The organism is Streptomyces sp. TRD_SC_5, assembly GCF_056836825.1.
In genome coordinates this window covers 6,713,636-6,733,979 of sequence record NZ_JBWZZS010000001.1, presented here as the reverse complement: position 1 = coordinate 6,733,979, position 20,344 = coordinate 6,713,636, and the positions used below count along the sequence as shown (strand labels likewise).

The following is a 20,344-nucleotide window of genomic DNA, read 5'->3' as shown; positions in this document are numbered from 1 at the left end:
GGCACTCGGCCCCGCGTCCCATACGGCCCCGGCCGACTTCTCTCTGCCCCGCTCTACGTAGACGCCTAGTAAAGCCGGTCATTGCGGACATCCACGAGCGCCGTTAACCATGGATCGAGCCCCGGGAGCTGATCGCTCCGGACCTCGCCGGTCCCCCGTGGCGCCCCCCGTAGTCACCGAATGGAGAGTCCCATCCGTATGCCCGCCATGCCCCGTGCCACCTTCAGCCGTACCGCCACGATCCGTAAGTTCTCGGTCTCCGGGATCTGCGCCGCCGGCGCCGCGGCAATGGCCCTGACGCTCGCCCCGTCCCCCGCGCAGGCCGCCGCACCGGCCACGCAGACCTCCGCGACCACGGTCTCGGCCGCCGCCGTCTCCGCGCAGGCCGACGCCATCGCCAAGAAGGCAGCCAAGGCGCCCTCCTACCCGGAGAACCTGGACGGCTGGATCCGCGAGTCCCTGGACATCATGAAGGACAAGGGCATCCCCGGCAGCTACGAGGGCCTGCACCGCAACATCATGCGCGAGTCCGGCGGCGACCCCGACGCCTCCAACGGCTGGGACGTCAACGCGCAGAACGGCACCCCCTCCAAGGGCCTCCTGCAGGTCATCCAGCCCACCTTCGACGCCTACCACGTCGCCGGCACCCCGCAGGACCTGACCGACCCGGTCGCCAACATCACCGCGGCCGCCAACTACGCCGCCGACAAGTACGGCTCCATCGACAACGTCGACTCCGCCTACTGAGCGACCCCGCACCGCACCACCAGTACGGAAGGGGCGTAGCAGCGCATGCCTCACGACAGCGGAAACGCAACGCCCAAGCCGGCGGGCCTCCCGCCGGCCGGTGAAGGGCCGGGCAAGCACGGACGGCCGCGCCGCAGGGCACGGCGGATCACCGCCTGGTCCGCCGTCGGCGCGCTGGCGCTCGGCGGAATGGGCCTCGGCCTTCTCTGGTCGCACCTCGACGGCAACGTCAGCGCCGTCGACATCAACGCGGCCCTCGGCCAGGACCGGCCCAGCGGTTCGGACGACGGCGCGATGAACATCCTGCTGCTCGGTTCCGACTCACGGGCGGGGACGCACGGTGAGTACGGCCGGGGCGTCGGCGGCGCCCGGTCCGACACCACGATGGTTCTCCACGTGGACAAGTCCCACCACAAGGCCAGCGTGGTCAGCATCCCGCGGGACACCATGGTGAGCCGCCCCGACTGTCCGAAGCCGGACGGCGCTGCCGCGCCCGGTGCGCAGCGGGCGATGTTCAACGAGTCGTTCCAGGTGGGCGGTCCGAGCTGCGTGGTGAAGACCGTCGAGAAGATGTCCGGCGTACGCATGGACCACTACCTCGAAGTGGACTTCAACGGCTTCAAGAAGCTCATCGACGAGCTCGGCGGTGTGGACATCACCACCCGGCAGGCCGTCAAGGACACCAACAGCCACCTCGATCTGCAGCCCGGCAAGCACACGCTCAAGGGCGAGCAGGCACTCGGGCTGGTACGGACCCGCCACGGTGTGGGCGACGGCAGCGACCTCGGCCGCATCCAGCTGCAACAAGCCTTCATCAAGGCCCTGACCCACCGGGTCGACGGTCTCGGGCTCGGCAACCCGGCCAAGCTCTACGCCCTGGCCGACACCGCGACCAGGACGGTCAGCGCCGACTCGGGCCTGGCGTCCGCGAACAAACTGCTGGGCCTGGCCGAGGACCTCAAGGGCGTCAGCCCCGAGAACATGAACATGGTCACGATGCCGGTCACCTACGACCCGAAGAATCCGGGCCGGGTACTGCCGCTCGAAAAGGCGTCCCAGCAGGTGTGGCAGGCGCTGCGCGCCGACCGGCCGATACCGAAGTCCGCGACGGACGGCTCGGTGGGCGACAAGGGCAACTCTCCCGTGACGGCGGGTTCTTGACCTTCTCAGTATGAGGTGGTGCCGGTGAGGTGGGCGAAGACGACGATGTTCGCGCTGTAACCGCTGTCTGCCGAGTAGGGGCCCCCGCAGGTGAGGACGCGCAGCTCGGCGCGGCCGGTGTTGTCGTAGACGCGTCCGCTCGGGAAGTTGTCCTTGGCGAAGACTTCGATGCCGTCGATGACGAAATGGGCGATCTGCCCGTCCTCACGGGCCACTTCGATGTGCTGGGCCTTCCTGAGTGCGCCGAGGCCGTAGAAGACGGCCGGCCCGGCTTTGTTGTCGACGTGCCCCACGACGACGGAGGTGCCCAGCTCGCCGGGGGTCACCGAGTGGGTGAACCACCCGGCCCGGTTGCTGTCCTCCGGTGGCGGGGCTTCGACCAGTCCGTCGGCGTCCAGGCCGACCTCGGTCATCGGTGCGTCGACACCGATGACGGGTATGCGTATCCGCTCGCCCCGGGACAGCGGCAGCGGGGCGCCTTCGTCCGTGAACTCGGACGGCCGGTCGTCGACACCGGCGATGGCGGTGTGAGCATCGTGGGACGGCTGCGGTGGCATCGAGGAGCCGGCCTGGCCGTTGCGAAGGAAGAACACACCGACCAGCAGCAGCACGGCCACCCGCCCCCAGGGGGAGGCGGGTCTGCCGGAGCCGTGTGCGGGCGAGCGGGAGTCGGGGCGCATGATGCCGGGTGCCGAGGGTTCAGCTGTCGCTGTTGCCGGTACGCCGGCGTGTGAGGTGGACACCGGCGCCCAGCGCCGCGGCTATGAGCACCGCACCGGCCGCGAGTTCGGTGGGGTTCGTGCCATTGACGCTGCCGCCGACGCCACCCTTGGCCGCCTTGCCCGCCCCGGTGGCGATCATCAGGGTGGTCGTGCCCTTTTCGCCCTTGCAGTCGAACGTCACGTCGTACTGGGCGCCGGGCTTGGCATCCGTGTAGACCCGGGCGGTCGCCGGGTGGCCCTCGTTGAGGGTGACGTCGTCGAAGACCGGCGACGAGACGTGGACGGTCGGCACCTCGCACTCGGTCGCATTGAGCGTGACCGTACCGCCGGCGGCGACCGTGGACGGTGAGACCGTGAATCCGAAGGACGTGATGTTGGGGTCGGGCTCAGCCACCGCCGCACCGGCCGGCAGTCCCACAGCCGCCGCCGTGAGCACCACGCCGGTGAGGACACGGGAAACACGCATGATGAAGCCTCCTCGAAGGGCGCGGCCGGCGGATCGTTCCGCTCGCGTTCCGGAGGTGACCAACGCCCATGGCCAGACAAACCCGCGCGCACCCCGGCCGCCTGTCGAACCGCCCTGTATCACCGGTCAGGACACGGGCCCGTCCGCCACGCCGCAGCGCATCACCGCAGGTCGCCGCCATGGCGCAATCCGATCGCGTCAGCGACCACTAACGGAGCAGGCCGATGGCGCAGGGGAGCACGGCGATCTCCTGATCATTGCGTGGGACCGGCCGAGGTGGTTCAGTGGTACCTGAAGGTATGAATCGAGGTTCAGAGCATCATGGCCTACCGACCTACCGCCCGCACAGAGGCGACCCGGCTCGCCCACCGCGAGCGACTGCTGGACGCCGCCCGCGGCCTGCTGGCCGAGGGCGGCTATGCCGCGGCAAGCATCTCCGCGCTCGCCGACCGGGCCGGCGTGGCCAGGGGCAGCGTCTACAACCACTTCGCGTCCAAGCACGAGCTGCTCGCCGCCGTATTCCGGCACATCGCCGGGCACGAACTCGCCGCCGTACAAGAGGCGGTGCACGCGCAGAGCGGCGCGACGGCGCAGCTGCGTGCCCTGGTCGAGACCTTCTCCTACCGGGCTCTGCGATCACGCCGTACCGCCTGGGCGATGATCGCGGAGCCGGTCGACCCGCTCGTCGAGGCTGAGCGTCTGGCCTACCGGCGCGGATATCACGCCCTGGCCGAGGAAGCCGTCGCTGCCGGCATTGCCACGGGCGAACTGCCCGCGCAGGACGCTCCGTTGTCGGCCGCCGCCGTGACCGGGGCGATCGGTGAGGCGCTGCTCGGCCCGCTGTCTCCGGTCGGCGAACACACCGACCCCGAGCCGGTGGTGGAAGCCATCACCTTGCTGTGCCTGCGGGCCGTCGGCGCGCGCACCCAGACCCGAGACAGGAGCCGGCCATGACCGAACCGCTGACCGCCACCCCTCCCGCACCGCACCACACCCATGAAGTGACCAACCAGGTGCCGCGCCGGGCCGGCCTCGACGAGTACGGGACCAATCTGCCGCTGACCGAGGCGGTCCGGCAGTACGGCGCGGCCTGGCACGAGCCCGAGTTGCACGAAGTCGGCGCTCTGGTCGGCTCCGAGCAGTTCCAGGCCTCGGCCGAGCTGGCCCACACCTGCCCTCCCGAGCTGCGTACGCACGACCGGTACGGCAACCGGGTCGACGAGGTCGACTTCCACCCCGCCTACCACGAGGTGCTCGGGGCCGCGGTGCGCCACGGCGCGCACACCTCGGCGTGGGCCGACCCCGAGCCCGGCGCGACGGTCGCGCGAGCGGCGACGTTCATGCTGTTCGCCCAGATCGAGCCGGGCCACGCCTGCCCGGCCTCGATGGCCCACGCGGTGGTCCCCGTCCTCCAGCGCGACCCGGAAGTGGGCCGGGACTGGCTGCCGGGCCTGTTCAGCCGCGAGTACGATCCGCGACTGATCGCCCCGGGGCTGAAGTCGGGCCTCATGTTCGGCATGGGGATGACGGAGAAGCAGGGCGGATCCGACGTACGGGCCAACACCACCCGGGCGGTGCCGGTGCCCTCCGACCCCGACGGCCGGGTCCATCTGCTCACCGGCCACAAGTGGTTCTTCTCCGCCCCGCAGTCCGACGCCTTCCTGGTCCTCGCGCAGGCCGACGCCGGGCTGACCTGCTTCCTGGTACCCCGGGTCCTGCCCGACGGCACCCGCAACACCGTCCGTATCCAGCGGCTGAAGAACAAGCTGGGCAACAAGTCCAACGCCTCCTCGGAGGTGGAGTTCGACGGCACCTGGGCGCAGCGCGTCGGTGAACCGGGACGCGGTGTGCCCACCATCATCGAGATGGTCAACCACACCCGCCTCGACTGCGTGCTCGGCACCACCGCGGGCATGCGCCAGTCACTGTCCGAGGCCCTCTGGCACGCCCGCCACCGCCGCGCCTTCGGCGCCCGCCTGACCGAACAGCCCGCCATGACGGCTGTCTTGGCCGACCTCGCGCTGGAGACCGAGGCCGCCACCTGGACGGCCATGCGCCTCGCGCACGCGTACCGGGCCGGCAGCGGCGAGTCCGAGGCCATGTTCCGGCGGCTCGCCACCGCTGTCTCGAAGTACTGGATCTGCAAGCGCGGCCCCCAGCACGCCTACGAAGCACTGGAGTGCCTGGGCGGCAACGGCTATACGGAGGACTGGCCGCTGGCCCGCCGCTACCGCGAGCAGCCGCTGCTGGCTGTCTGGGAGGGCTCCGGCAATGTCATCGCTCTCGACGTACTGCGCGGCATCGCGAAGACCCCGCAGTCCCTGGACGCCTTCTGGGCCGAACTGGAAGTGACCGCCGGCGCCCACCCCGTACTCGACGCACACCTGCGGCGCGTACGACAGGAGCTGGCGCAGGACCTCAAGGACCCGCTCGCCGCACAGACCCGCGCCCGCGCCACTGTCGAAGGCATGGCGCTGGCCCTCCAGTCGTCCCTGATGCTGCGTCACGCACCCGCCCCGATGGCGGAGGCGTTCATCGCCGCCCGTCTGGGCGAGGCCCGCGGGCACCAGTACGGCATCCTGCCCCTCGGCACCGGCACCACCGCGATCGTCGAACGCCACGTCGGTCATGGTCTCTGACCGGATCCGGCCCGTTCGCCGCCGCGCCTTCAAAGTCCGTGTGTGAGCCGGTGAAGCCGCAGGGCGAGCTGGATCTCGAGTGTGCGCGTCGGTGAGCTCCAGTCCTCACCGAGAAGCCGGCCGACGCGCTCCAGGCGCTGCACCACCGTGTTGACGTGGACGTGCAGTGCCGCTCGGGTCTTGGTGAGGCTGGCGCCGTGCGCGAAGTACGCGTCCAGGGTGTGCACCAGGTCCGTGCCGCGCTGGGTGTCGTAATCGAGCACCGGGCCGAGCGTGTTCCGTACGTACCCGGCGAGGTCGGCCTGTTCTCCGAGGAGTACGCCGATGAAGCCGAGGTCGGAGAGCGCCCCGCCGTGGCCGGTGTGACCCAGGGCGCGCAGCGCGGACAGACACCGGTGCGCCTCGGTGTGCGCCGTGGCCAGGGCCGGCGGCCCGAGGGCCGGGCCCGCCGCGCCGACGGTGACCGGGGCGCCCACCGCCTGGGTCAGTTCGGCGGCGAGCGCCTGTGCGCGCGGGCCGGGCGCATCGGTCGGCGCGACCATCACCACATGGTCCTGGTGGAGTCCGGCCAGGCCGCTGCCCGCCCGGCCGGTGCGGGCCGCCGCGGCCAGGAGCCGGTGGCGCGGAGCCACGTCGCTGTGCATCACGAACACGGTGTGCTGCCGCGTGAGGTTCACTCCCAGCCGGCGTGCCCGCGTGGTCAGTGTGCTCGGGTCTCCGGTCAGGGAGAGGAGGTCGGTGAGGAGTTCTCCCCGTACGCGGTCCTCGGCCTCGGCCACCGAGCGGCGCAGCATCAGGAGCAGCGCGGTGACCACGGCGGCGCGCTCGAACAGCAGCCGGTCGGCGTCCGACAGGTCGGCGCGTTCGCTCAGGGCGATGCTGCCCAGCAGCTCCGGGCCCGCCAGTACCGCACAGACCCAGGTGCCGTTCAGGGGGACCGCGCGGCCGCCTGCCCGCGAGGCTGCCACCGCGGGGCCTGGAGGCGGCAGGGCCGCGCCTCTGGCTCGGGCGAGCTCCGCCCCGTCGGCGTCGTGGATGACGATTCCGCCGTCCAGGATGGCTGCGATGGCGGCGGCCACGTCGTCGGCGCCACCGCCGCGCAGGACGAGGTCGGTGAGTTGGTCGTGCGCCTCCTCGGCGCGGCGCATGGCCTCGCTGTGCGCCCTGATGGTCTCCGAGGCGGCATTCAGGTCGACGAGCGCGGCGCGGGTCTCCTCCAGCAGCCGGGCGCTGTCGATGGCGATGGCGGCGTGGTCGGCCAGCGAGGACAGCAGGGTGACCTCCTCCGGCGTGAATTCGCGCGGGGTGCGGTCGGCCGCGTACAGGACTCCGATGATCCTGGCGCCCAGGCGGAGCGGCACTCCCAGGATCGCCCGCAGTCCTTCGTCCAGGACGGCGCTGTCAATGGTCTTGGTGTGGTGGAAGCGCGGGTCGGCCTGGTAGTCGCCGGTGACGTAGGGGCGGGCGGTGTGTGCGACGAGGCCACCGAGTCCTTCGCCCATACCGAGCCGCAGCTGCTGGAACGCGGCGGAGACCGATCCGTCGGTGACACGCATATAGGTGTCGCCTGCGGCCTGGTCGTTGAGGGAGAGGTACGTGACGTCGGTGCCCAGCAGCAGCTTGGCCCGGCGGACGATGGCCCGTAGTACCGCGTCCGGATCGCGCAGAGCGGCCAGGTCGCTCGCCGTGTCGAAGAGCGCCGTCAGCTCCGCCTCGCGCCGGCGGTGCTGGCTGAGGGTGCGCCGGATGCGCAGCGCCACGTCGGTCGCTTCGGCTATCTCGGCCTGCTCGTCGCCGGCGGCTCCGAGCTCCCGGGCATCGGCCGCGGGGCGGGCGAAGTCCTCCGCCGGCGCGCCCTGGGCCAGCAGATCGAGCAACCGGCGCGCGGCGGTCCGTGGGTGCTGGTCGCCTGGGGCTGTCACGGTGGGGAGCATACGGCGTTCACCTCGCGGGCAGGGCTCTGGTGTGCGTGGATCTGCCCGCCGCGCGCGTCCCCCGGTACGCGCGCGGCGGGCAGGCCGGCGGGGTCAGTTGCTGAGCGGGACGGAGTCCTGACGGTTGTCGCGGGCCTCGGCGGTGACGCCGGCCCGGCTGTCCTGGGCCAGGTCGCGGCCGCGGGTCTCCTTGGCCGCCCAGACGGTCAGGGCGGTGACCAGCGCCGCGAAGCAGAGGTAGACCGAGACCGGGGTGGAGGAGCCGTAGTCCCTGAGCAGCTCCACCGCGATGAGCGGGGCGAGCGCGCCGCCGATGATGGAGGCGAGCTGGGAGCCCATCGAGGCGCCGGAATAGCGGACCTTGGTGTCGAACATCTCGGAGATGAAGGCCGCCTGCGGCCCGTACATCGCACCGTGGAGCAGCAGACCGACCGTGACCGCGAAGGCGATGACCGGGAAGGACTTCGAGTCCAGCAGGGCGAAGAAGACGAACGCCCAGCTGGCCATGCCGACCGCGCCGATCAGCGTGACCGGGCGCCGGCCGATGCGGTCCGAGAGCGCTCCCCACATCGGGATGGTGACGAAGTGAATGGCGGAGCCGATGAGCACCGCGTTCAGCGCTTCGCTCTTGGGGAGTTCCAGGTGGACGGTGACGTACACCAGCAGGAACGCCGTGAGGATGTAGTACGAGATGTTCTCGCCGAAGCGGGTGCCGATCGCGGTGAGCACCTCGCGCCAGCTCTTGCGGAACACCTCGACGACCGGGGGCTTCTCCTTGACGCCCGACGCGGCCTCGGCTTCGGCCTTCGCCTTGGCTTCGAGGAAGACCGGGGACTCGGTGACCGAGATGCGGATCCACAGGCCGATCATGACCAGCACGCCGGAGAGCAGGAACGGAATGCGCCAGCCCCAGGCCAGGAACGCCTCGTCGGACTGGACGGCGGCCAGCAGTGCCAGGACGCCGGTGGCGAGCAGGTTGCCGCCGGGCGCGCCCGCCTGCGGCCAGGAGGCCCAGAAGCCCCGGCGCTCGGCGCCGCCGTGCTCGGAGACCAGCAGGACGGCGCCGCCCCACTCACCGCCGAGGGCGAAGCCCTGGACCAGGCGCAGCACGGTCAGCAGGATCGGGGCCCAGACGCCGATGCTGGCGTGCGTGGGCAGCAGGCCCATCGCGAAGGTCGCGCCGCCCATCAGGAGCAGGCTGAGTACGAGCAGCTTCTTGCGCCCGATCTTGTCGCCGTAGTGGCCGAAGACGACGCCGCCGAGCGGCCGCGCCGCGAACCCGACCGCGTAGGTGAGGAAGGCGAGGAGTGTGCCCACCAGCGGGTCGCTGGACGGGAAGAACAGCGTGTTGAACACCAGGGCGGCGGCCGAGCCGTAGAGGAAGAAGTCGTACCACTCGATCGTGGTGCCGACGAGGCTGGCCGCGACGATGCGGCCGATGCCGCCTCTGGCGGGCTGTGCAGTGCTGACTGAACTCATGGTGGTACTCACCGTTTCATTCGGCAGGACGGGGACGGAGTGCGGGGGGTGTGACTCTCACCGCGTGCGGTTCGAGGAGCGGGACACCGCTGGGCGGCGCCCGGTGGTGACGGCGGTCGGCAGTACGGCGTCAGTGCGCGCCCCAGCCGCCGTCGACAGGAAGGGACGCGCCCGTGATGTAGCCGGTGTGCGGGCCGCAGAGCCACAGGGCGACCCCCGCGACCTCCTCCGGCTCGATCAGCCGCTTGATCGCGGAACGCTTCAGGAGTACGTCGGTGACGACGTCTTCCGGGGGGATGCCGTGGGCTGCGGCCTGCGCGGCGATCTGGTGCTCGACCAGGGGCGTCCGCACGTAACCGGGATTTACGCAGTTGCTGGTCACCCCGTGCGGGGCGCCCTCGACGGCGGCGACCTTGCTCAGCCCTTCCAGGCCGTGCTTGGCCGCGACGTAGGCGGACTTGAAGGCACTGGCCCGCAGGCCGTGCACGCTGGAGATGTTCACCACCCGGCCCCAGCCGCCCGCGTACATGTGCGGCAAGCAGTGCCGGAGCAACAGGAACGGCGCGGTGACCATCACTTTCTGGATCAGTTCGAACCGGGCCGGCGGGAAGTCTTCGATGGGGGCCACATGCTGCAGTCCGGCGCTGTTGACGAGGATGTCCACCTCGCCGGGGAGTTCCCCGACCGCCGCGGCGTCGGCGAGGTCCACGACGTGCGGACGGCCTCCGGTGGCGGTCGCGACCTGCTTGGCCGCCTCGGCATCGAGGTCGACCACGTGCACGAGGGCCCCGGCGTCGGCCAGGGCCTGCGCGCAGGCCCTTCCGATGCCGCTGCCGCCACCGGTCACCATGGCGGTACGCCCGGAGAGGTCCACACCACCGGTGCGTTGGGCGGAGGGTCCGGGGCGCCCGTGAATTTCGCTCGTCATGGCCGGAAACGCTAGAGACACCTGGCCGGACATCCCATGTCTGTGCGCGCCACAGTGCGGCGCGAAGGAGTGTCGTACACCGCCATGGCTGTGGCGGTGAGTGACCGGGGAGGGCCGCGCGGGGCGGGCCACGCACGCAACGAAACGGGGCCCTCGGCCGAGGGCCCCGTCGGGGTCGTGCGGATCGGCACGGACGCATCAGCCCGTCAGCCGTCGGTCAGGCACCGCGCCCGGACGATAGCCGTACGGCTTTCGTCATGCGGCAGCCATGACCGCCGGCTCGTCCACCACGGTCAGATCGGCTCCGGTCGCGGCGCGGACCTGATCCTCGGTCACACCGGGGGCCAGTTCGCGCAGCAGCAGCCCGCCCGGGGTGATGTCGAGTACGGCGAGATCGGTGATGACCCGGTGCACCACACCCCAGCCGGTGAGCGGCAGAGTGCACCCCTCGACCAGCTTCGGGGACCCGTCCCGGGCTGTGTGGTCCATCAACACGATCACCCGCCGGGCGCCGTGGACCAAATCCATGGCCCCGCCCATTCCCTTGACCATCTTCCCGGGGACCACCCAATTCGCCAGGTCGCCGAATGCGGACACCTGCATCGCGCCCAGGACCGCGACGTCGATGTGCCCGCCCCGGATCATCGCGAACGACAGTGCTGAGTCGAAGTACGACGCTCCCGGGACGGTGGTCACCGTCTCCTTCCCCGCGTTGATCAGGTCCGGATGCACGTCGGTGTCGTACGGACAGGGGCCCACTCCGAGGATGCCGTTCTCCGACTGGAGCACCACCTCGATCTCGTCGGGCATGTGGTTGGGGATCAGGGTGGGCAGGCCGATGCCCAGATTCACGTACGAACCGTCTTCCAGCTCCCGGGCGGCGCGGGCCGCCATCTGCTCACGCGTCAGAGCCATCTCGGGCATCCCTTTCCTGGCTCGGGCGCGTCGTGCGCCGCTCGATACGCTTCTCGGCCCTGGCGTCGTCGGCGGACACGGGAACGACCCGCTGCACGAAGACCCCGGGCAGATGGATCCGGTCCGGGTCGAGTTGACCCGGCTCGACCAGTTCCTCCACCTCGGCGACAGTGACCCGCCCGGCCATCGCGGCCAGCGGGTTGAAGTTGCGGGCCGAAGAGTGGAAGACGAGGTTTCCGTGCCGGTCGCCCAGCGCCGCGCGGACGAGGGCGAAGTCGGTGGTGATGCCCTCTTCGAGGAGGTACTCGCGGCCTTCGAAGGTACGGGTCTCCTTCGGCGGCGAGGCGACAGCGACCGTACCGTCCGCGGAGAAGCGCCAGGCGAGTCCGCCTTCGGCGATCTGGGTCCCGACGCCGGCCGGGGTGTAGAAGCCCGGAATACCGGATCCGCCGGCCCGCAGCCGCTCCGCCAGCGTGCCCTGCGGAACGAGCTCCACTTCCAGCTCACCACTGAGGTACTGGCGCGCGAACTCCTTGTTCTCTCCCACGTAGGAGCTGGTCATCCGGGAGATCTTCCCCTCCCGCAGCAGCAGACCGAGACCCCAGTCGTCCACTCCGCAGTTGTTGGAGACGACCCGCAGACCGTGGACCTCCTTCTCGAGCAGGGCGTGGATCAGCACGCCGGGGATTCCGCACAGACCGAATCCCCCCACCGCGACCGTCGCCCCGTCGCCGATGTCCGCGACCGCATCGGCCGCGTGTGCGACCACCTTGTCCAAGCTCATCCGAAGGCCCCTCGCTCTGGATACCGACTGCGCTCGAGACTAGGAAGGGCTCCACGCTGTCAACCATGGCGATCAGCCATACAACTCGGCACGAATGCATGGTGCTCTGCCCGTCACAGGACACTTCGCCGGGTCCGGTTGTGGTGTTCCTGGCCATGAGTGCGGGAAGTGGCCCGCGGCTACCGTCGCAGCCATTCGCATCAATGAGCCGTTTCACACCACTGGAGGGTTTGTGCACCCATCCCTCGGCAGGCTCGGCACAGCAGCCGCCGCTCTGCTTCTCGCCGCCGGCGCGGTCGTCGCCGCTCCAGCTCCTCCGGCCGCTGCGGCGGCTCCCTCACCCGTCCCCGGTGAACTCAAGCCCTATGCCGTCGACGGGGTCTACAGCGCGGGAGTCTCGTCCGGCGGCTATATGGCGACCCAGCTCCATGTGGCCTATTCCGGTACGTTCGACGGCTCGGCCGCCTTCGCCTCCGGGCCGTACTACTGCGCGCAGAGCGACCTGAACAAGGCTCTGAACGCTTGTATGGAGGTCAGCCAGGACCTCCAGCTGAACAGGCTGGAGCAGACCACCAGGGACTGGTCGGCGCAGGGCAGGATCGACGACGTGGCAGGACTCAACGGCGACCCGGTCTACGTCTTCAGCGGCTCCAGCGACTCGACCGTCGAACGCCCCGTGGTCACCGCGCTGAACGACTACTCCGGCCGCTTCGGCGCCGACGTCCTCTACGACAGGAGCACGAACGCCGGTCACGCCTGGATCAGCCCGCTCGGCCCGAACGCCTGCACCGCGACCGCCACTCCCTTCATGAACAACTGCGGCATCGACGCCGAGCGGGACTTCCTCGGGCATCTGCTCGGCTCGGTCAAGGCACCGGCCAGTACGCCCGGCGGCGCCCTGATCCAGTTCGACCAGAACAAGTACGCCCCCGGCGGCGCGGCCAGGCCGATCTCCATGGACGAGAAAGGCTTCGCCTACGTCCCGACGGGCTGCGCGAACGGCGCCACCTGCAAAATCGTGGTCACACTGCACGGATGCAAGCAGGGGTACTCGTACCAGGGCTTCGGCACCAAGTTCATCGACAAGGCCTACGTCAACGAGTACGCCGACACCAACAACCTGATCGTGCTCTACCCGCAGGCCATCGCGACCACGACACTGGACAACCCGAACGGCTGCTGGAACTGGTGGGGTTACCTGAACGATCCCGACTACGCCCGGCACGGCGGCAAGCAGATCGAGACGATCATGGGCATGGTCAAGGCACTCGGCGGGAACGGCTCAACCACTCCGCCGCCCACCGGTAGCGTGACACTGCAGAGCGTCGACGCCGAGGACGGTTACATCAAGGCCGCGGGCAACGGTGCGAGCCCGGCCGTCGGCACCGTCGAGAACACCTACGGCCTGGCCCTGGGGCGAGGCACCGACGGCAAGTTCAACCGGACGATGCTGTCCTTCGACACCTCCGGCATCCCCGCGGGCAAGTCGGTCACCCGCGCCTATGTGACGCTCACCAGGAGCAGCGGTTCCGGAGACCCATGGGCCAGTCCGCCCGGAAACCGGCTCGTGGTCGACGTCCAGAACGGCTGCCTCGGCGGTTGCGCTGTCGAGACCTCCGACTGGGGCGCGAGCGCGCACGGCGCGGCCGAAATCACCGCGTTCACCTCGGGGACCAAGTCCTCCACCAACCTGTCGGCCGCCGGTCTGTCGGCGATCAACCGGTCGGGGAAGACACAGATCCGCTTGCGGTACGAGCAGAACCAGACCTCGACGGCCTATCTCTTCGTCAACAAGGACACTCAGGCGAAGATGACCGTCGAATACGAGTAGGCCCGCCAGGGCCCTTGGTCCCTGATCCGCCTGCGGCGTTGCTCCTGCTGTCGGTGCCCCGTCCCGGGCAACACGGTCGGACGCGTTGGCCGATCTCGGCGACAGGGTGTCCGAGCTGCCGAAGCGGAAAGGGGCCGGGAGAGCGATTGCTCTCCCGGCCCCTTTCGCGTTCAAAAGCCGCGCGTGTGGCGGTGGATCAGGCGCGGTCGGCCCAGACCGTGTTGAGCTTGCTCTGGTAGTAGAGCGGGGTCAGGCCGAGGACGAAGGCGAGCAGCAGGCCGATGCCGCCGGAGCAGTCGGAGGTCACGCCGGCGGCGCGCTGCGCCTGGGCGATGCGGGAGCCGGTCTTCACGATGGAGACGAACGGCGGCACGATCAGCAACGAGCCCAGGGTGACGGCGACTACCGCCATGCCGGGCTTGACCTCAATGGTCGGGTCGATCGCCTTCACCTGCTTGTTGACCTTGTAGTACCAGACAAGCCAGTAGATACCGAGTGTCACCAGGGTGAGCAGCCAGGTGACGACCGGGCTGGAAGGAGCGCCGGCGGGCGCGGACGTGCGGACGTCGGTGGACATCATTTTCCCCACTTGCTTGCTGTGCTTCCTGCTGCCCGTTCTGGCTGAGCCACCCCACGGGAGCAGGGAAGTGATGAGTGTGTCGCCTCGCGTTGGTGCTGTTGGAGCGAGGGCTTACGGAGCGTATGGGTTCTGAGCATGCCAAAGACAGTTACGGGCATTACAAGTTCATTACAACGCACAAAAAGGGGGCACCCGAGCGTGGGCTTCTACGTGCGCAGGGCCAGGGGGCCCGTCAGTTGAGTCCGGCGAAGCCCCCTACGGCACGGGTCTTGCCGGTGACGATGATGACGTCCCCCTTCTCCACCACGGTCTCGGCAGTGGCGTAAGTGAAGTCCTGGCCCGACCGCTTGATGCCCACGACGGTCACGCCGTATTTGCTGCGCACTGCGCTCTGGTCCGAGCGGGACGCCGGTTGCGATGTCCGGTGCGACCGTCTTCACCAGCGCGAAGTCGTCGTCGAACTCGATGAAGTCGAGCATTCGCCCCGTCACCAGGTGCGCCACCCGCTCGCCCATCTCGTGCTCGGGAAGGACCACATGATGTGCGCCGAGCCGTTCGAGGATCTTGCCGTGCTGGCGGCTGATCGCCTTGGCCCAGGTGTTCGGCACGCCCGCACCCTCTGGTGGCCCGTCCGTGTCGATCCCGAGAACGTCCCAGCCCTGCCGTGTCAGTTCGTGGGCCAGTGAGCTGCCGGACCGGCCCAGGCCGATTACGGCGATCCGCTGGTCGCTCAGCTCCCGGTGCTGCTCGGCGAGCCGCTTGCGGCGGCGACGGCGACGGCGCAGGGAATGCAGGTAGTTACCCAATGGCAGGTCGCTCCTCGGGTAGCTGGTAGCGGCGGGTCCGCTCCCGCAGGCCGAGCGCGGAGACCACGGACAGCCAGTCATCGCGGACCGAGCGGGGTGGGCGACGCGGTGACCCGTGCGGTGCTGACGGCGTCCCGGCTGCTGAAGGTTACCGGGATCAAGGGGCGGGTTCGTAACTGAACCAGTCGGTGTGGACCGTACCCCGGGTGGCGAGCAGTCCGCTCGATGGTTGGCGTGGTGGTCACCTGGGTGTCCGGCCGATGCGCACCTCGGCTTGAACGTGCCGGTCCGGCCCACTGCGGGCGGAGAGTGGGGGCGTCGAAGTCCTCGTACCGGAGGGCGATCGTCTTCCTGTGACGGCCAGGCCACGCGCGATCTGGTGCGTGTCCACGCGAGGGGCCGCGCTCGTCTTGCTCGTACCCAGCGCTTGATTACCGACACCCTCTCATGTCAGGCTACCTGACAATTACGGCTGAGGTCGATCCAGGGAGACCGCATGACCATCGAGTACGCCACCCGCTACCGGCAGGCCTCACGCATTCCCGCCGAGCCGGGCAAGCCCTACTTCATCGAGAAGGGCGAGGGGGACCGTGCCCACCTGTTCGGCGACCTGATCACCATCTACGCGGGCGGTGAACAGACGGAGAACACGTTCAACTTCTTCACTGTCGAAGGCCCCAAGGGCGACCTCATCCCGGCCCATCTGCACACCGACACCCACGAGGTCTTCTACATCACCCAGGGCGCGGTCCGGCTGTTCGTCGAGGACACCGAGGGCAACCAACAGGAGAAGCTGCTCACGCCCGGCGACTTCGGCTTCGTACCCAAGAACTGCCGGCACTCCTACCGCATGGAGCGCCACCACAGCCAGGTCGTCGGCGTCGCCGCCGGGCCTGGAGGCACCTTCGAGCGGTTCTTCGAAAACCTCGGCGCGCCCGCCGACCAGCTCGGCCTGCCGCACGAGCCCGTCATCCCGGCGCCCCACAAGTTCGCAAGCGTCCCCGAGGAGTTCGACGTCCGCTTCCTGCCCGACCACCAGTGGCGGACCCGATGACAGCAACCCGGCCTTCGGTGCGGGAACTGATCGCCGCACCCCATCCCGATCACGCCCCTCTGCCGCCCGCACCTCTGAGCGAGCCCGGCGTACGCGAGCTGCGCGGCGTACCGTACGCCGAAATCGAGGGCGGCCGTCCGCTGGAACTCGATCTGTGGTTGCCCGAAACCCACCAGGCCGGGCCGCTTCCACTGGTCTTGTTCGTGCACGGCGGCGCCTGGCGACGGGGGCGGCGCGACGACATGGGTCTACGCACGCGCCACTGGGCTCCCCGGCCCTTCGCACGCATCGCGGCAGCGGGCTTCGCCGTCGCCTGCGCCGACTACCGGCTCAGCGGCGAGGCCGGCTTCCCCGCCCCGCTCGACGATCTGCGCGCCGCCCTGCGCTGGCTGACCCTGCGCTCCGCGGAACTCGGCATCGACACCGAGCGGACGGTGGTGTGGGGCGAGTCCGCCGGCGGACACCTCGCCTCGCTCCTCGCCCTGACCCACACCGACCCGCCACTGGCCGGCGCCGTGATCTGGTACGCCCCGAGTGATCTGACCGCCGTACGGGGCCGCTTCACTCCGCAAGACGCGGCCACCCCCGAGGCACTCATGCTCGGCGCGGCGCCGGCCACCGTCCCGGAACGCGCCCGCGAGGCCAGCCCTCTCGCCCAAGTCCGCCCCGGTGCACCGCCGTTCCTTCTCGTACACGGAGACGAGGACACCATGGTGGACTGCTCGCACAGCGAGTCACTCGCAGCGGCGTTGGACAAGGCCGGATCGCCGGTCGAGCTGTGGACGGTGGCGGGCGCAGATCACGGCTGGTACGGACTGCCCGACGCTCAGGTGGAGGAAGTCTTCGCCCGCTCCCTCGCCTTCGCTCACCGCCTCGCGGCCTGACGGGAGCGCTGCCCACCACGGATTCGCCGCGCCGCGGTAAACACCGGGTTTGCTGCGGCACAGCACCCGGGCCAAGGGCGGGCCGCCCCTTGCGACTTGGTGTGTCAGGGGGCTTGCACGAGGGGTGGCTCGCCCCAGGGTGCGGCGAGCGCTTCGCGCAGCGCGGTGGCGGCGGTGGCGCCAATGCGTTCGGTGAGGGCGGTTTCGATGACGGCGATGGCGCCGAGGGCGCGTTGGTGGACGCGAGCGCCTTCGGCGGTGGTACGGATCAGGCTGCTGCGGCCGGACGCCGGGTCGGGCGCCTGCTCCAGCAACCCCATGCCGATCAGGCTGTGTACTGCCTGGTGAGCGGTCTGCCGGGTGACACCGATCCTGCGGGCAAGCTCGGAGATGGAGGTGCCTTCGTCGTCCAGGGTGGCGAAGACGCCGGCCTGAGCGGCGGTCACCGGTCGCTCGCCTGCGGCCTGCATGCTGACGAGCAACGCGTCCTCGAACCAGCGCTTGGCCTGGACGAGCAGCTGGGGCAGGTTCTGTGCGGGCTTGCTCATGGCTCCTCTGAAAACGGGGGGCCTCGAGCATAGCCACCACCCGCGCTTGTCACCGATCTGCCCGTGGGCACCTACGCAAGTGTCAGGTCCCTGACGCTCCTCCGACGAACCGCCGGGCACCCTCGCCTGGGTTCACTTCTTGAACCCAGCGAGCGTCAGATCACGAATACATCGCGTACTGCCGCACATCTTCCCTCGCTTACACGTGTCACTTACTCTCCTCCTGAACGCGCGCCCCAGTCGCGTCCGCTACTTCGGCACCGCCTTTCAAGGGGCCCACCACATGAGTCATTCACTTCCTGAAAACACGGCGGCAACCGCGACGGCCGGTCACGAAACCGACCCCGCCACCGCGCCCGCCACGTCCCCGCACCTTGGCCGGCTCCATGTCACACTGCCGGTCGCCAACGTCGCCCTCTACCTGCTGTGGCTCGGCGTGGGCGGCTTCCTGCTGCCGATCCAGGTCGCGCAGATCACCGGTACGAACGACACCGCCGCCCTGTCCACGGCCAGCACCATCGGTGCGGTCCTCGCGACCGTCGGCAACCCGATCTTCGGCCAGCTGTCGGACCGTACCCGTTCCCGGTTCGGCCGCCGTGCCCCCTGGATCTTGCTGTGCGCGCTGCTCGGGGCGCTCGCCCTGGTCGCACAGGCCCAGGCGGCGAGCATCGCGATGCTGGGCCTGAGCTGGGGCGTCGTGCAGTTCATCATGAACGGTTACCAGGCCGCCCTGACCGCCTCGATGCCCGACCGTGTCCCCGCTGCCAAGTACGGGACCTTCTCCGCGCTCATCGGCCTGGGCGTGCCCATCGGCACGATCATCGCCGCGCTGGTCATCGGTGGTGTACCGGGGACGAAGTTCGGACTGGACGGGGTCATCGGCGGTTTCGGCGGCCGGTTCGCCGGCGAGAACGGCTACTACCTGATCGCGGCCGTCGTCGTCGTCGCCGCGATCGTGTTCGTGGGCGTATCGCCGGACCGCGACGCGCGTGACCTTCCCCGCGTACGGTTCGACCTCAAGGAGTTCCTGGGCAACTTCTGGGTCAGCCCCAAGCAGCACCCCGACTTCGGCTGGGCGTTCGTCTCGCGGCTCGGAGTCATGCTGGGCTACTTCATCGTCCTCACGTACAACATGTTCCTGCTCGCCGACCACATCAGGATCCCGCCCCAGGACCTGCTGCCGACCGTCGGCTTCCTGATGATCGTCAACGCGCTGTGCACGGTCGTCGCGTCCCTCCTCATCGGGCCGCTCGCCGACAAGGTCGGCAGGGTGAAGCCGTTCGTGCTCACGTCCGGGATCACCGCCGCGCTGGCGCTGGTTCTGCCGATGCTGTGGCCGACCGAGGGCGGCATGCTCGCCTACAACATCATCGGCGGCATGGCGTTCGGGGTTTACCTCGCCGTCGACATGGCCCTGATCACGAAGGTGCTGCCCCGCACCGCAGACGCGGGCAAGGACATGGGCGTCATCAACATCGCCAACGCCGGCCCGCAGATCCTCGCCCCCACCATCGCCGGCTGGGTTGTCGCCGTCGGCGGTTACGAGGCGCTGTTCCCGGTCGCCGCCGTCGTCTCGCTCATAGGCGCGGTGGGTGTGCTGCGCGTACGCGGCGTCCGCTGAGCCCCACCCGGCCGGCCCCAGGCCGGCCGGCATGAAAGACACAGCCATACCCTTTTGGAGAATCTCTTGAACCGTCCCAGAACCATCGCCGTGTTCGCCGCCGCGAGCACCCTGCTCCTCACCATGACCGCCGGTGCACAGGCGCAGGCAGGCGACGACGAACAGCGCGATCGCGGAGACCGGACCCCGCTGGCCGGCCTGCGCGTCCTGCTCAGCAACGACGACTCCATGCAGATGGCCCGCCCCAACGCCTCCGACGGCAAGGGCCTCTACGAGGCGCGCCGCGCGCTGTGCGCCGCCGGGGCGGACGTGGTCGTCATGGCGCCCTGGTCCAACCAGAGCGGCGCCGGCACCAGCGCGACCGGCGGCGGGCAGCTGACCGTCCAGCGCCGGACCGCCCTGCCCGCCGGTTACGGGAACGACTGCGCGGGAGCGCCGTCCGACGGCGCGGTGTACGGAGTGTGCAAGGGGTCCTCCCCCTGCGGACCGTCGACACCGAGCGCGACACCCGCCGACACCGTACGCCTGGGCATCGGTGGCGGTCTGGCCGCGAAGGCCGGCTGGACGGACGGCCCGGACCTCGTCGTCACCGGCAGCAACTACGGCCCGAACGTGGCCTCGGTCGTCAACGAGTCGGGCACGGTCGGGGCCGCGCTCGCCGCGATCGACGAAGGCGTACCCGCCGTGGCACTGAACAGCTCGTACGACCCCGCCGTCACGACCTCCCTGGAGGTCGCGGACCACACGTACCGCAAGACCGGCGAGTTCGGGGCGCGATTCATCAGCGACCTGCTCGAACGCGGTTTGCTCACACCGGAGTTCGTCGTGAACGTCAACTACCCGCACCGGGACGAAGGCCGGCATCCGCGCGGTACGGCATGGACGGCCGTGGGCACGCAGAAGGTCGTCCGGGTCCGGTACGCGGCGACCGGTGACACGTTCGCCGTCCGCGGCGAGATCTGCGAGCCCGGCTCACCGGACTGCCGCGCCGAGACCAAGCGCAACGCGGACTTCACGCTGCTCCAGCAGGGCTACGTGACCGTCACGCCGGTCGGCCCGGACCGTACGCACACGGGGACGGAGACCAGGCGGCTGGAGCGGTTCGTACACGGCAGCCGCTGAGGAACGCGGCCGGCGCGGTGTGGTCCGGCTTCGGCACATACGTCTTCGGGCGAGCCGGGCCGGCGCTCGGCCGCACCGCAGCCACGAAGCGGGCCCCGGCGCTGCTGGAGGGGAAGCACCGGG

20 protein-coding genes are annotated in these 20,344 nt (G+C 69.9%); 10 read left to right on the top strand and 10 right to left on the bottom strand.

The features are described 5' to 3' along the window. The first annotated feature begins 198 nt into the window (after positions 1-198). Together AC1P0E_RS30740 and AC1P0E_RS30735 are read left to right on the top strand one after the other, a co-directional pair. A complete protein-coding gene (locus AC1P0E_RS30740; RefSeq protein WP_482745360.1) occupies positions 199-747 on the top strand; it encodes a transglycosylase SLT domain-containing protein in 549 nt (182 codons plus the stop codon). A 45-nt stretch (positions 748-792) separates the two neighbouring features. Continuing rightward, positions 793-1,908, top strand: coding sequence for an LCP family protein (locus AC1P0E_RS30735; protein WP_482745359.1), 1,116 nt, complete (start codon positions 793-795; stop codon positions 1,906-1,908). A 5-nt stretch (positions 1,909-1,913) separates the two neighbouring features. On the opposite strand, the gene AC1P0E_RS30730 is transcribed toward AC1P0E_RS30735, so the two are convergent. Next, positions 1,914-2,588: a class F sortase gene (locus AC1P0E_RS30730; RefSeq protein WP_482745358.1), complete on the bottom strand. Its 675-nt coding sequence runs from the start codon at positions 2,586-2,588 to the stop codon at positions 1,914-1,916. A gap of 19 nt (positions 2,589-2,607) precedes the next feature. Next, positions 2,608-3,096 carry a hypothetical protein gene (locus tag AC1P0E_RS30725; RefSeq protein WP_482745357.1) on the bottom strand — a complete coding sequence of 163 codons (489 nt, stop codon included), beginning with the start codon at positions 3,094-3,096 and terminating at the stop codon, positions 2,608-2,610. A gap of 321 nt (positions 3,097-3,417) precedes the next feature. Between AC1P0E_RS30725 and AC1P0E_RS30720 the strand changes: the two genes are divergently transcribed. Continuing rightward, entirely contained in the window at positions 3,418-4,050 is a 633-nt protein-coding gene (locus tag AC1P0E_RS30720) for a TetR/AcrR family transcriptional regulator (RefSeq protein WP_482745356.1), read from the top strand. Then, positions 4,047-5,735 carry an acyl-CoA dehydrogenase family protein gene (locus AC1P0E_RS30715; protein ID WP_482745355.1) on the top strand — a complete coding sequence of 563 codons (1,689 nt, stop codon included), beginning with the start codon at positions 4,047-4,049 and terminating at the stop codon, positions 5,733-5,735. The genes AC1P0E_RS30720 and AC1P0E_RS30715 overlap by 4 nt, the downstream gene beginning before the upstream one ends. 29 nt (positions 5,736-5,764) lie before the next feature. On the opposite strand, the gene AC1P0E_RS30710 is transcribed toward AC1P0E_RS30715, so the two are convergent. From AC1P0E_RS30710 to AC1P0E_RS30690, 5 genes are all read right to left on the bottom strand, one after another. Further along, positions 5,765-7,669, bottom strand: a complete 1,905-nt coding sequence (locus tag AC1P0E_RS30710; RefSeq protein ID WP_482745354.1) for a helix-turn-helix domain-containing protein — start codon at positions 7,667-7,669, stop codon at positions 5,765-5,767. 93 nt (positions 7,670-7,762) lie between these two features. Further along, positions 7,763-9,148, bottom strand: a complete 1,386-nt coding sequence (locus AC1P0E_RS30705; RefSeq protein WP_482745353.1) for an MFS transporter — start codon at positions 9,146-9,148, stop codon at positions 7,763-7,765. Between the two features lie 130 nt (positions 9,149-9,278). Further along, complete coding sequence (locus tag AC1P0E_RS30700) at positions 9,279-10,076, bottom strand: 3-hydroxybutyrate dehydrogenase (RefSeq protein WP_482745352.1); 798 nt, start codon at positions 10,074-10,076, stop codon at positions 9,279-9,281. Between the two features lie 255 nt (positions 10,077-10,331). Then, positions 10,332-10,991, bottom strand: coding sequence for a CoA transferase subunit B (locus AC1P0E_RS30695; protein ID WP_482745351.1), 660 nt, complete (start codon positions 10,989-10,991; stop codon positions 10,332-10,334). After that, positions 10,975-11,775 carry a CoA transferase subunit A gene (locus AC1P0E_RS30690; protein WP_482745350.1) on the bottom strand — a complete coding sequence of 267 codons (801 nt, stop codon included), beginning with the start codon at positions 11,773-11,775 and terminating at the stop codon, positions 10,975-10,977. The genes AC1P0E_RS30695 and AC1P0E_RS30690 overlap by 17 nt, the downstream gene beginning before the upstream one ends. A 232-nt stretch (positions 11,776-12,007) precedes the next feature. On the opposite strand from AC1P0E_RS30690, the gene AC1P0E_RS30685 reads away from it, so the two are divergent. Beyond that, complete coding sequence (locus AC1P0E_RS30685) at positions 12,008-13,606, top strand: extracellular catalytic domain type 2 short-chain-length polyhydroxyalkanoate depolymerase (RefSeq protein WP_482745349.1); 1,599 nt, start codon at positions 12,008-12,010, stop codon at positions 13,604-13,606. 196 nt (positions 13,607-13,802) lie between these two features. Here the strand turns inward: AC1P0E_RS30685 and AC1P0E_RS30680 are convergent, their stop codons facing one another. Beyond that, positions 13,803-14,183, bottom strand: a complete 381-nt coding sequence (locus tag AC1P0E_RS30680; RefSeq protein WP_482745348.1) for a DUF4234 domain-containing protein — start codon at positions 14,181-14,183, stop codon at positions 13,803-13,805. Positions 14,184-14,418: 235 nt separating this feature from the next. After that, positions 14,419-14,571 (bottom strand): cation:proton antiporter regulatory subunit, encoded by a 153-nt coding sequence (locus AC1P0E_RS30675; RefSeq protein ID WP_482745347.1) that lies wholly within the window; start codon positions 14,569-14,571, stop codon positions 14,419-14,421. Between AC1P0E_RS30675 and AC1P0E_RS30670 the strand changes: the two genes are divergently transcribed. The 3 genes from AC1P0E_RS30670 to AC1P0E_RS30660 all read left to right on the top strand — a co-directional run bounded on the left by AC1P0E_RS30670 (position 14,561) and on the right by AC1P0E_RS30660 (position 16,930). Then, positions 14,561-14,872 carry a hypothetical protein gene (locus tag AC1P0E_RS30670; RefSeq protein ID WP_482745346.1) on the top strand — a complete coding sequence of 104 codons (312 nt, stop codon included), beginning with the start codon at positions 14,561-14,563 and terminating at the stop codon, positions 14,870-14,872. The two genes, AC1P0E_RS30675 and AC1P0E_RS30670, sit on opposite strands and share 11 nt — an antisense overlap. Positions 14,873-15,488: 616 nt before the next feature. Beyond that, entirely contained in the window at positions 15,489-16,046 is a 558-nt protein-coding gene (locus AC1P0E_RS30665; RefSeq protein ID WP_482740681.1) for a quercetin 2,3-dioxygenase, read from the top strand. Next, positions 16,043-16,930: an alpha/beta hydrolase fold domain-containing protein gene (locus AC1P0E_RS30660; RefSeq protein WP_482745345.1), complete on the top strand. Its 888-nt coding sequence runs from the start codon at positions 16,043-16,045 to the stop codon at positions 16,928-16,930. The genes AC1P0E_RS30665 and AC1P0E_RS30660 overlap by 4 nt, the downstream gene beginning before the upstream one ends. Before the next feature lie 104 nt (positions 16,931-17,034). Here the strand turns inward: AC1P0E_RS30660 and AC1P0E_RS30655 are convergent, their stop codons facing one another. After that, positions 17,035-17,478, bottom strand: coding sequence for a MarR family winged helix-turn-helix transcriptional regulator (locus AC1P0E_RS30655; protein ID WP_482745344.1), 444 nt, complete (start codon positions 17,476-17,478; stop codon positions 17,035-17,037). A gap of 283 nt (positions 17,479-17,761) precedes the next feature. On the opposite strand from AC1P0E_RS30655, the gene AC1P0E_RS30650 reads away from it, so the two are divergent. Together AC1P0E_RS30650 and AC1P0E_RS30645 are read left to right on the top strand one after the other, a co-directional pair. Further along, positions 17,762-19,099 carry an MFS transporter gene (locus tag AC1P0E_RS30650; protein ID WP_482745343.1) on the top strand — a complete coding sequence of 446 codons (1,338 nt, stop codon included), beginning with the start codon at positions 17,762-17,764 and terminating at the stop codon, positions 19,097-19,099. A 66-nt stretch (positions 19,100-19,165) separates the two neighbouring features. Continuing rightward, positions 19,166-20,221: a 5'/3'-nucleotidase SurE gene (locus tag AC1P0E_RS30645; RefSeq protein WP_482745342.1), complete on the top strand. Its 1,056-nt coding sequence runs from the start codon at positions 19,166-19,168 to the stop codon at positions 20,219-20,221. The last annotated feature ends 123 nt before the right edge of the window (positions 20,222-20,344 follow it).

Bases quoted from the DNA above. Each gene is read 5' to 3' on its own strand.
- AC1P0E_RS30740 (WP_482745360.1), top strand. From the start codon at position 199: ATGCCCGCCATGCCCCGTGCCACCTTCAGCCGTACCGCCACGATCCGT.
- AC1P0E_RS30700 (WP_482745352.1), bottom strand. From the start codon at position 10,076: ATGACGAGCGAAATTCACGGGCGCCCCGGACCCTCCGCCCAACGCACC.
- AC1P0E_RS30725 (WP_482745357.1), bottom strand. From the start codon at position 3,096: ATGCGTGTTTCCCGTGTCCTCACCGGCGTGGTGCTCACGGCGGCGGCT.
- AC1P0E_RS30720 (WP_482745356.1), top strand. From the start codon at position 3,418: ATGGCCTACCGACCTACCGCCCGCACAGAGGCGACCCGGCTCGCCCAC.
- AC1P0E_RS30710 (WP_482745354.1), bottom strand. From the start codon at position 7,669: ATGCTCCCCACCGTGACAGCCCCAGGCGACCAGCACCCACGGACCGCC.
- AC1P0E_RS30695 (WP_482745351.1), bottom strand. From the start codon at position 10,991: ATGGCTCTGACGCGTGAGCAGATGGCGGCCCGCGCCGCCCGGGAGCTG.
- AC1P0E_RS30650 (WP_482745343.1), top strand. From the start codon at position 17,762: ATGAGTCATTCACTTCCTGAAAACACGGCGGCAACCGCGACGGCCGGT.
- AC1P0E_RS30730 (WP_482745358.1), bottom strand. From the start codon at position 2,588: ATGCGCCCCGACTCCCGCTCGCCCGCACACGGCTCCGGCAGACCCGCC.
- AC1P0E_RS30715 (WP_482745355.1), top strand. From the start codon at position 4,047: ATGACCGAACCGCTGACCGCCACCCCTCCCGCACCGCACCACACCCAT.
- AC1P0E_RS30665 (WP_482740681.1), top strand. From the start codon at position 15,489: ATGACCATCGAGTACGCCACCCGCTACCGGCAGGCCTCACGCATTCCC.
- AC1P0E_RS30690 (WP_482745350.1), bottom strand. From the start codon at position 11,775: ATGAGCTTGGACAAGGTGGTCGCACACGCGGCCGATGCGGTCGCGGAC.
- AC1P0E_RS30655 (WP_482745344.1), bottom strand. From the start codon at position 17,478: ATGAGCAAGCCCGCACAGAACCTGCCCCAGCTGCTCGTCCAGGCCAAG.
- AC1P0E_RS30680 (WP_482745348.1), bottom strand. From the start codon at position 14,183: ATGTCCACCGACGTCCGCACGTCCGCGCCCGCCGGCGCTCCTTCCAGC.
- AC1P0E_RS30735 (WP_482745359.1), top strand. From the start codon at position 793: ATGCCTCACGACAGCGGAAACGCAACGCCCAAGCCGGCGGGCCTCCCG.
- AC1P0E_RS30660 (WP_482745345.1), top strand. From the start codon at position 16,043: ATGACAGCAACCCGGCCTTCGGTGCGGGAACTGATCGCCGCACCCCAT.
- AC1P0E_RS30705 (WP_482745353.1), bottom strand. From the start codon at position 9,148: ATGAGTTCAGTCAGCACTGCACAGCCCGCCAGAGGCGGCATCGGCCGC.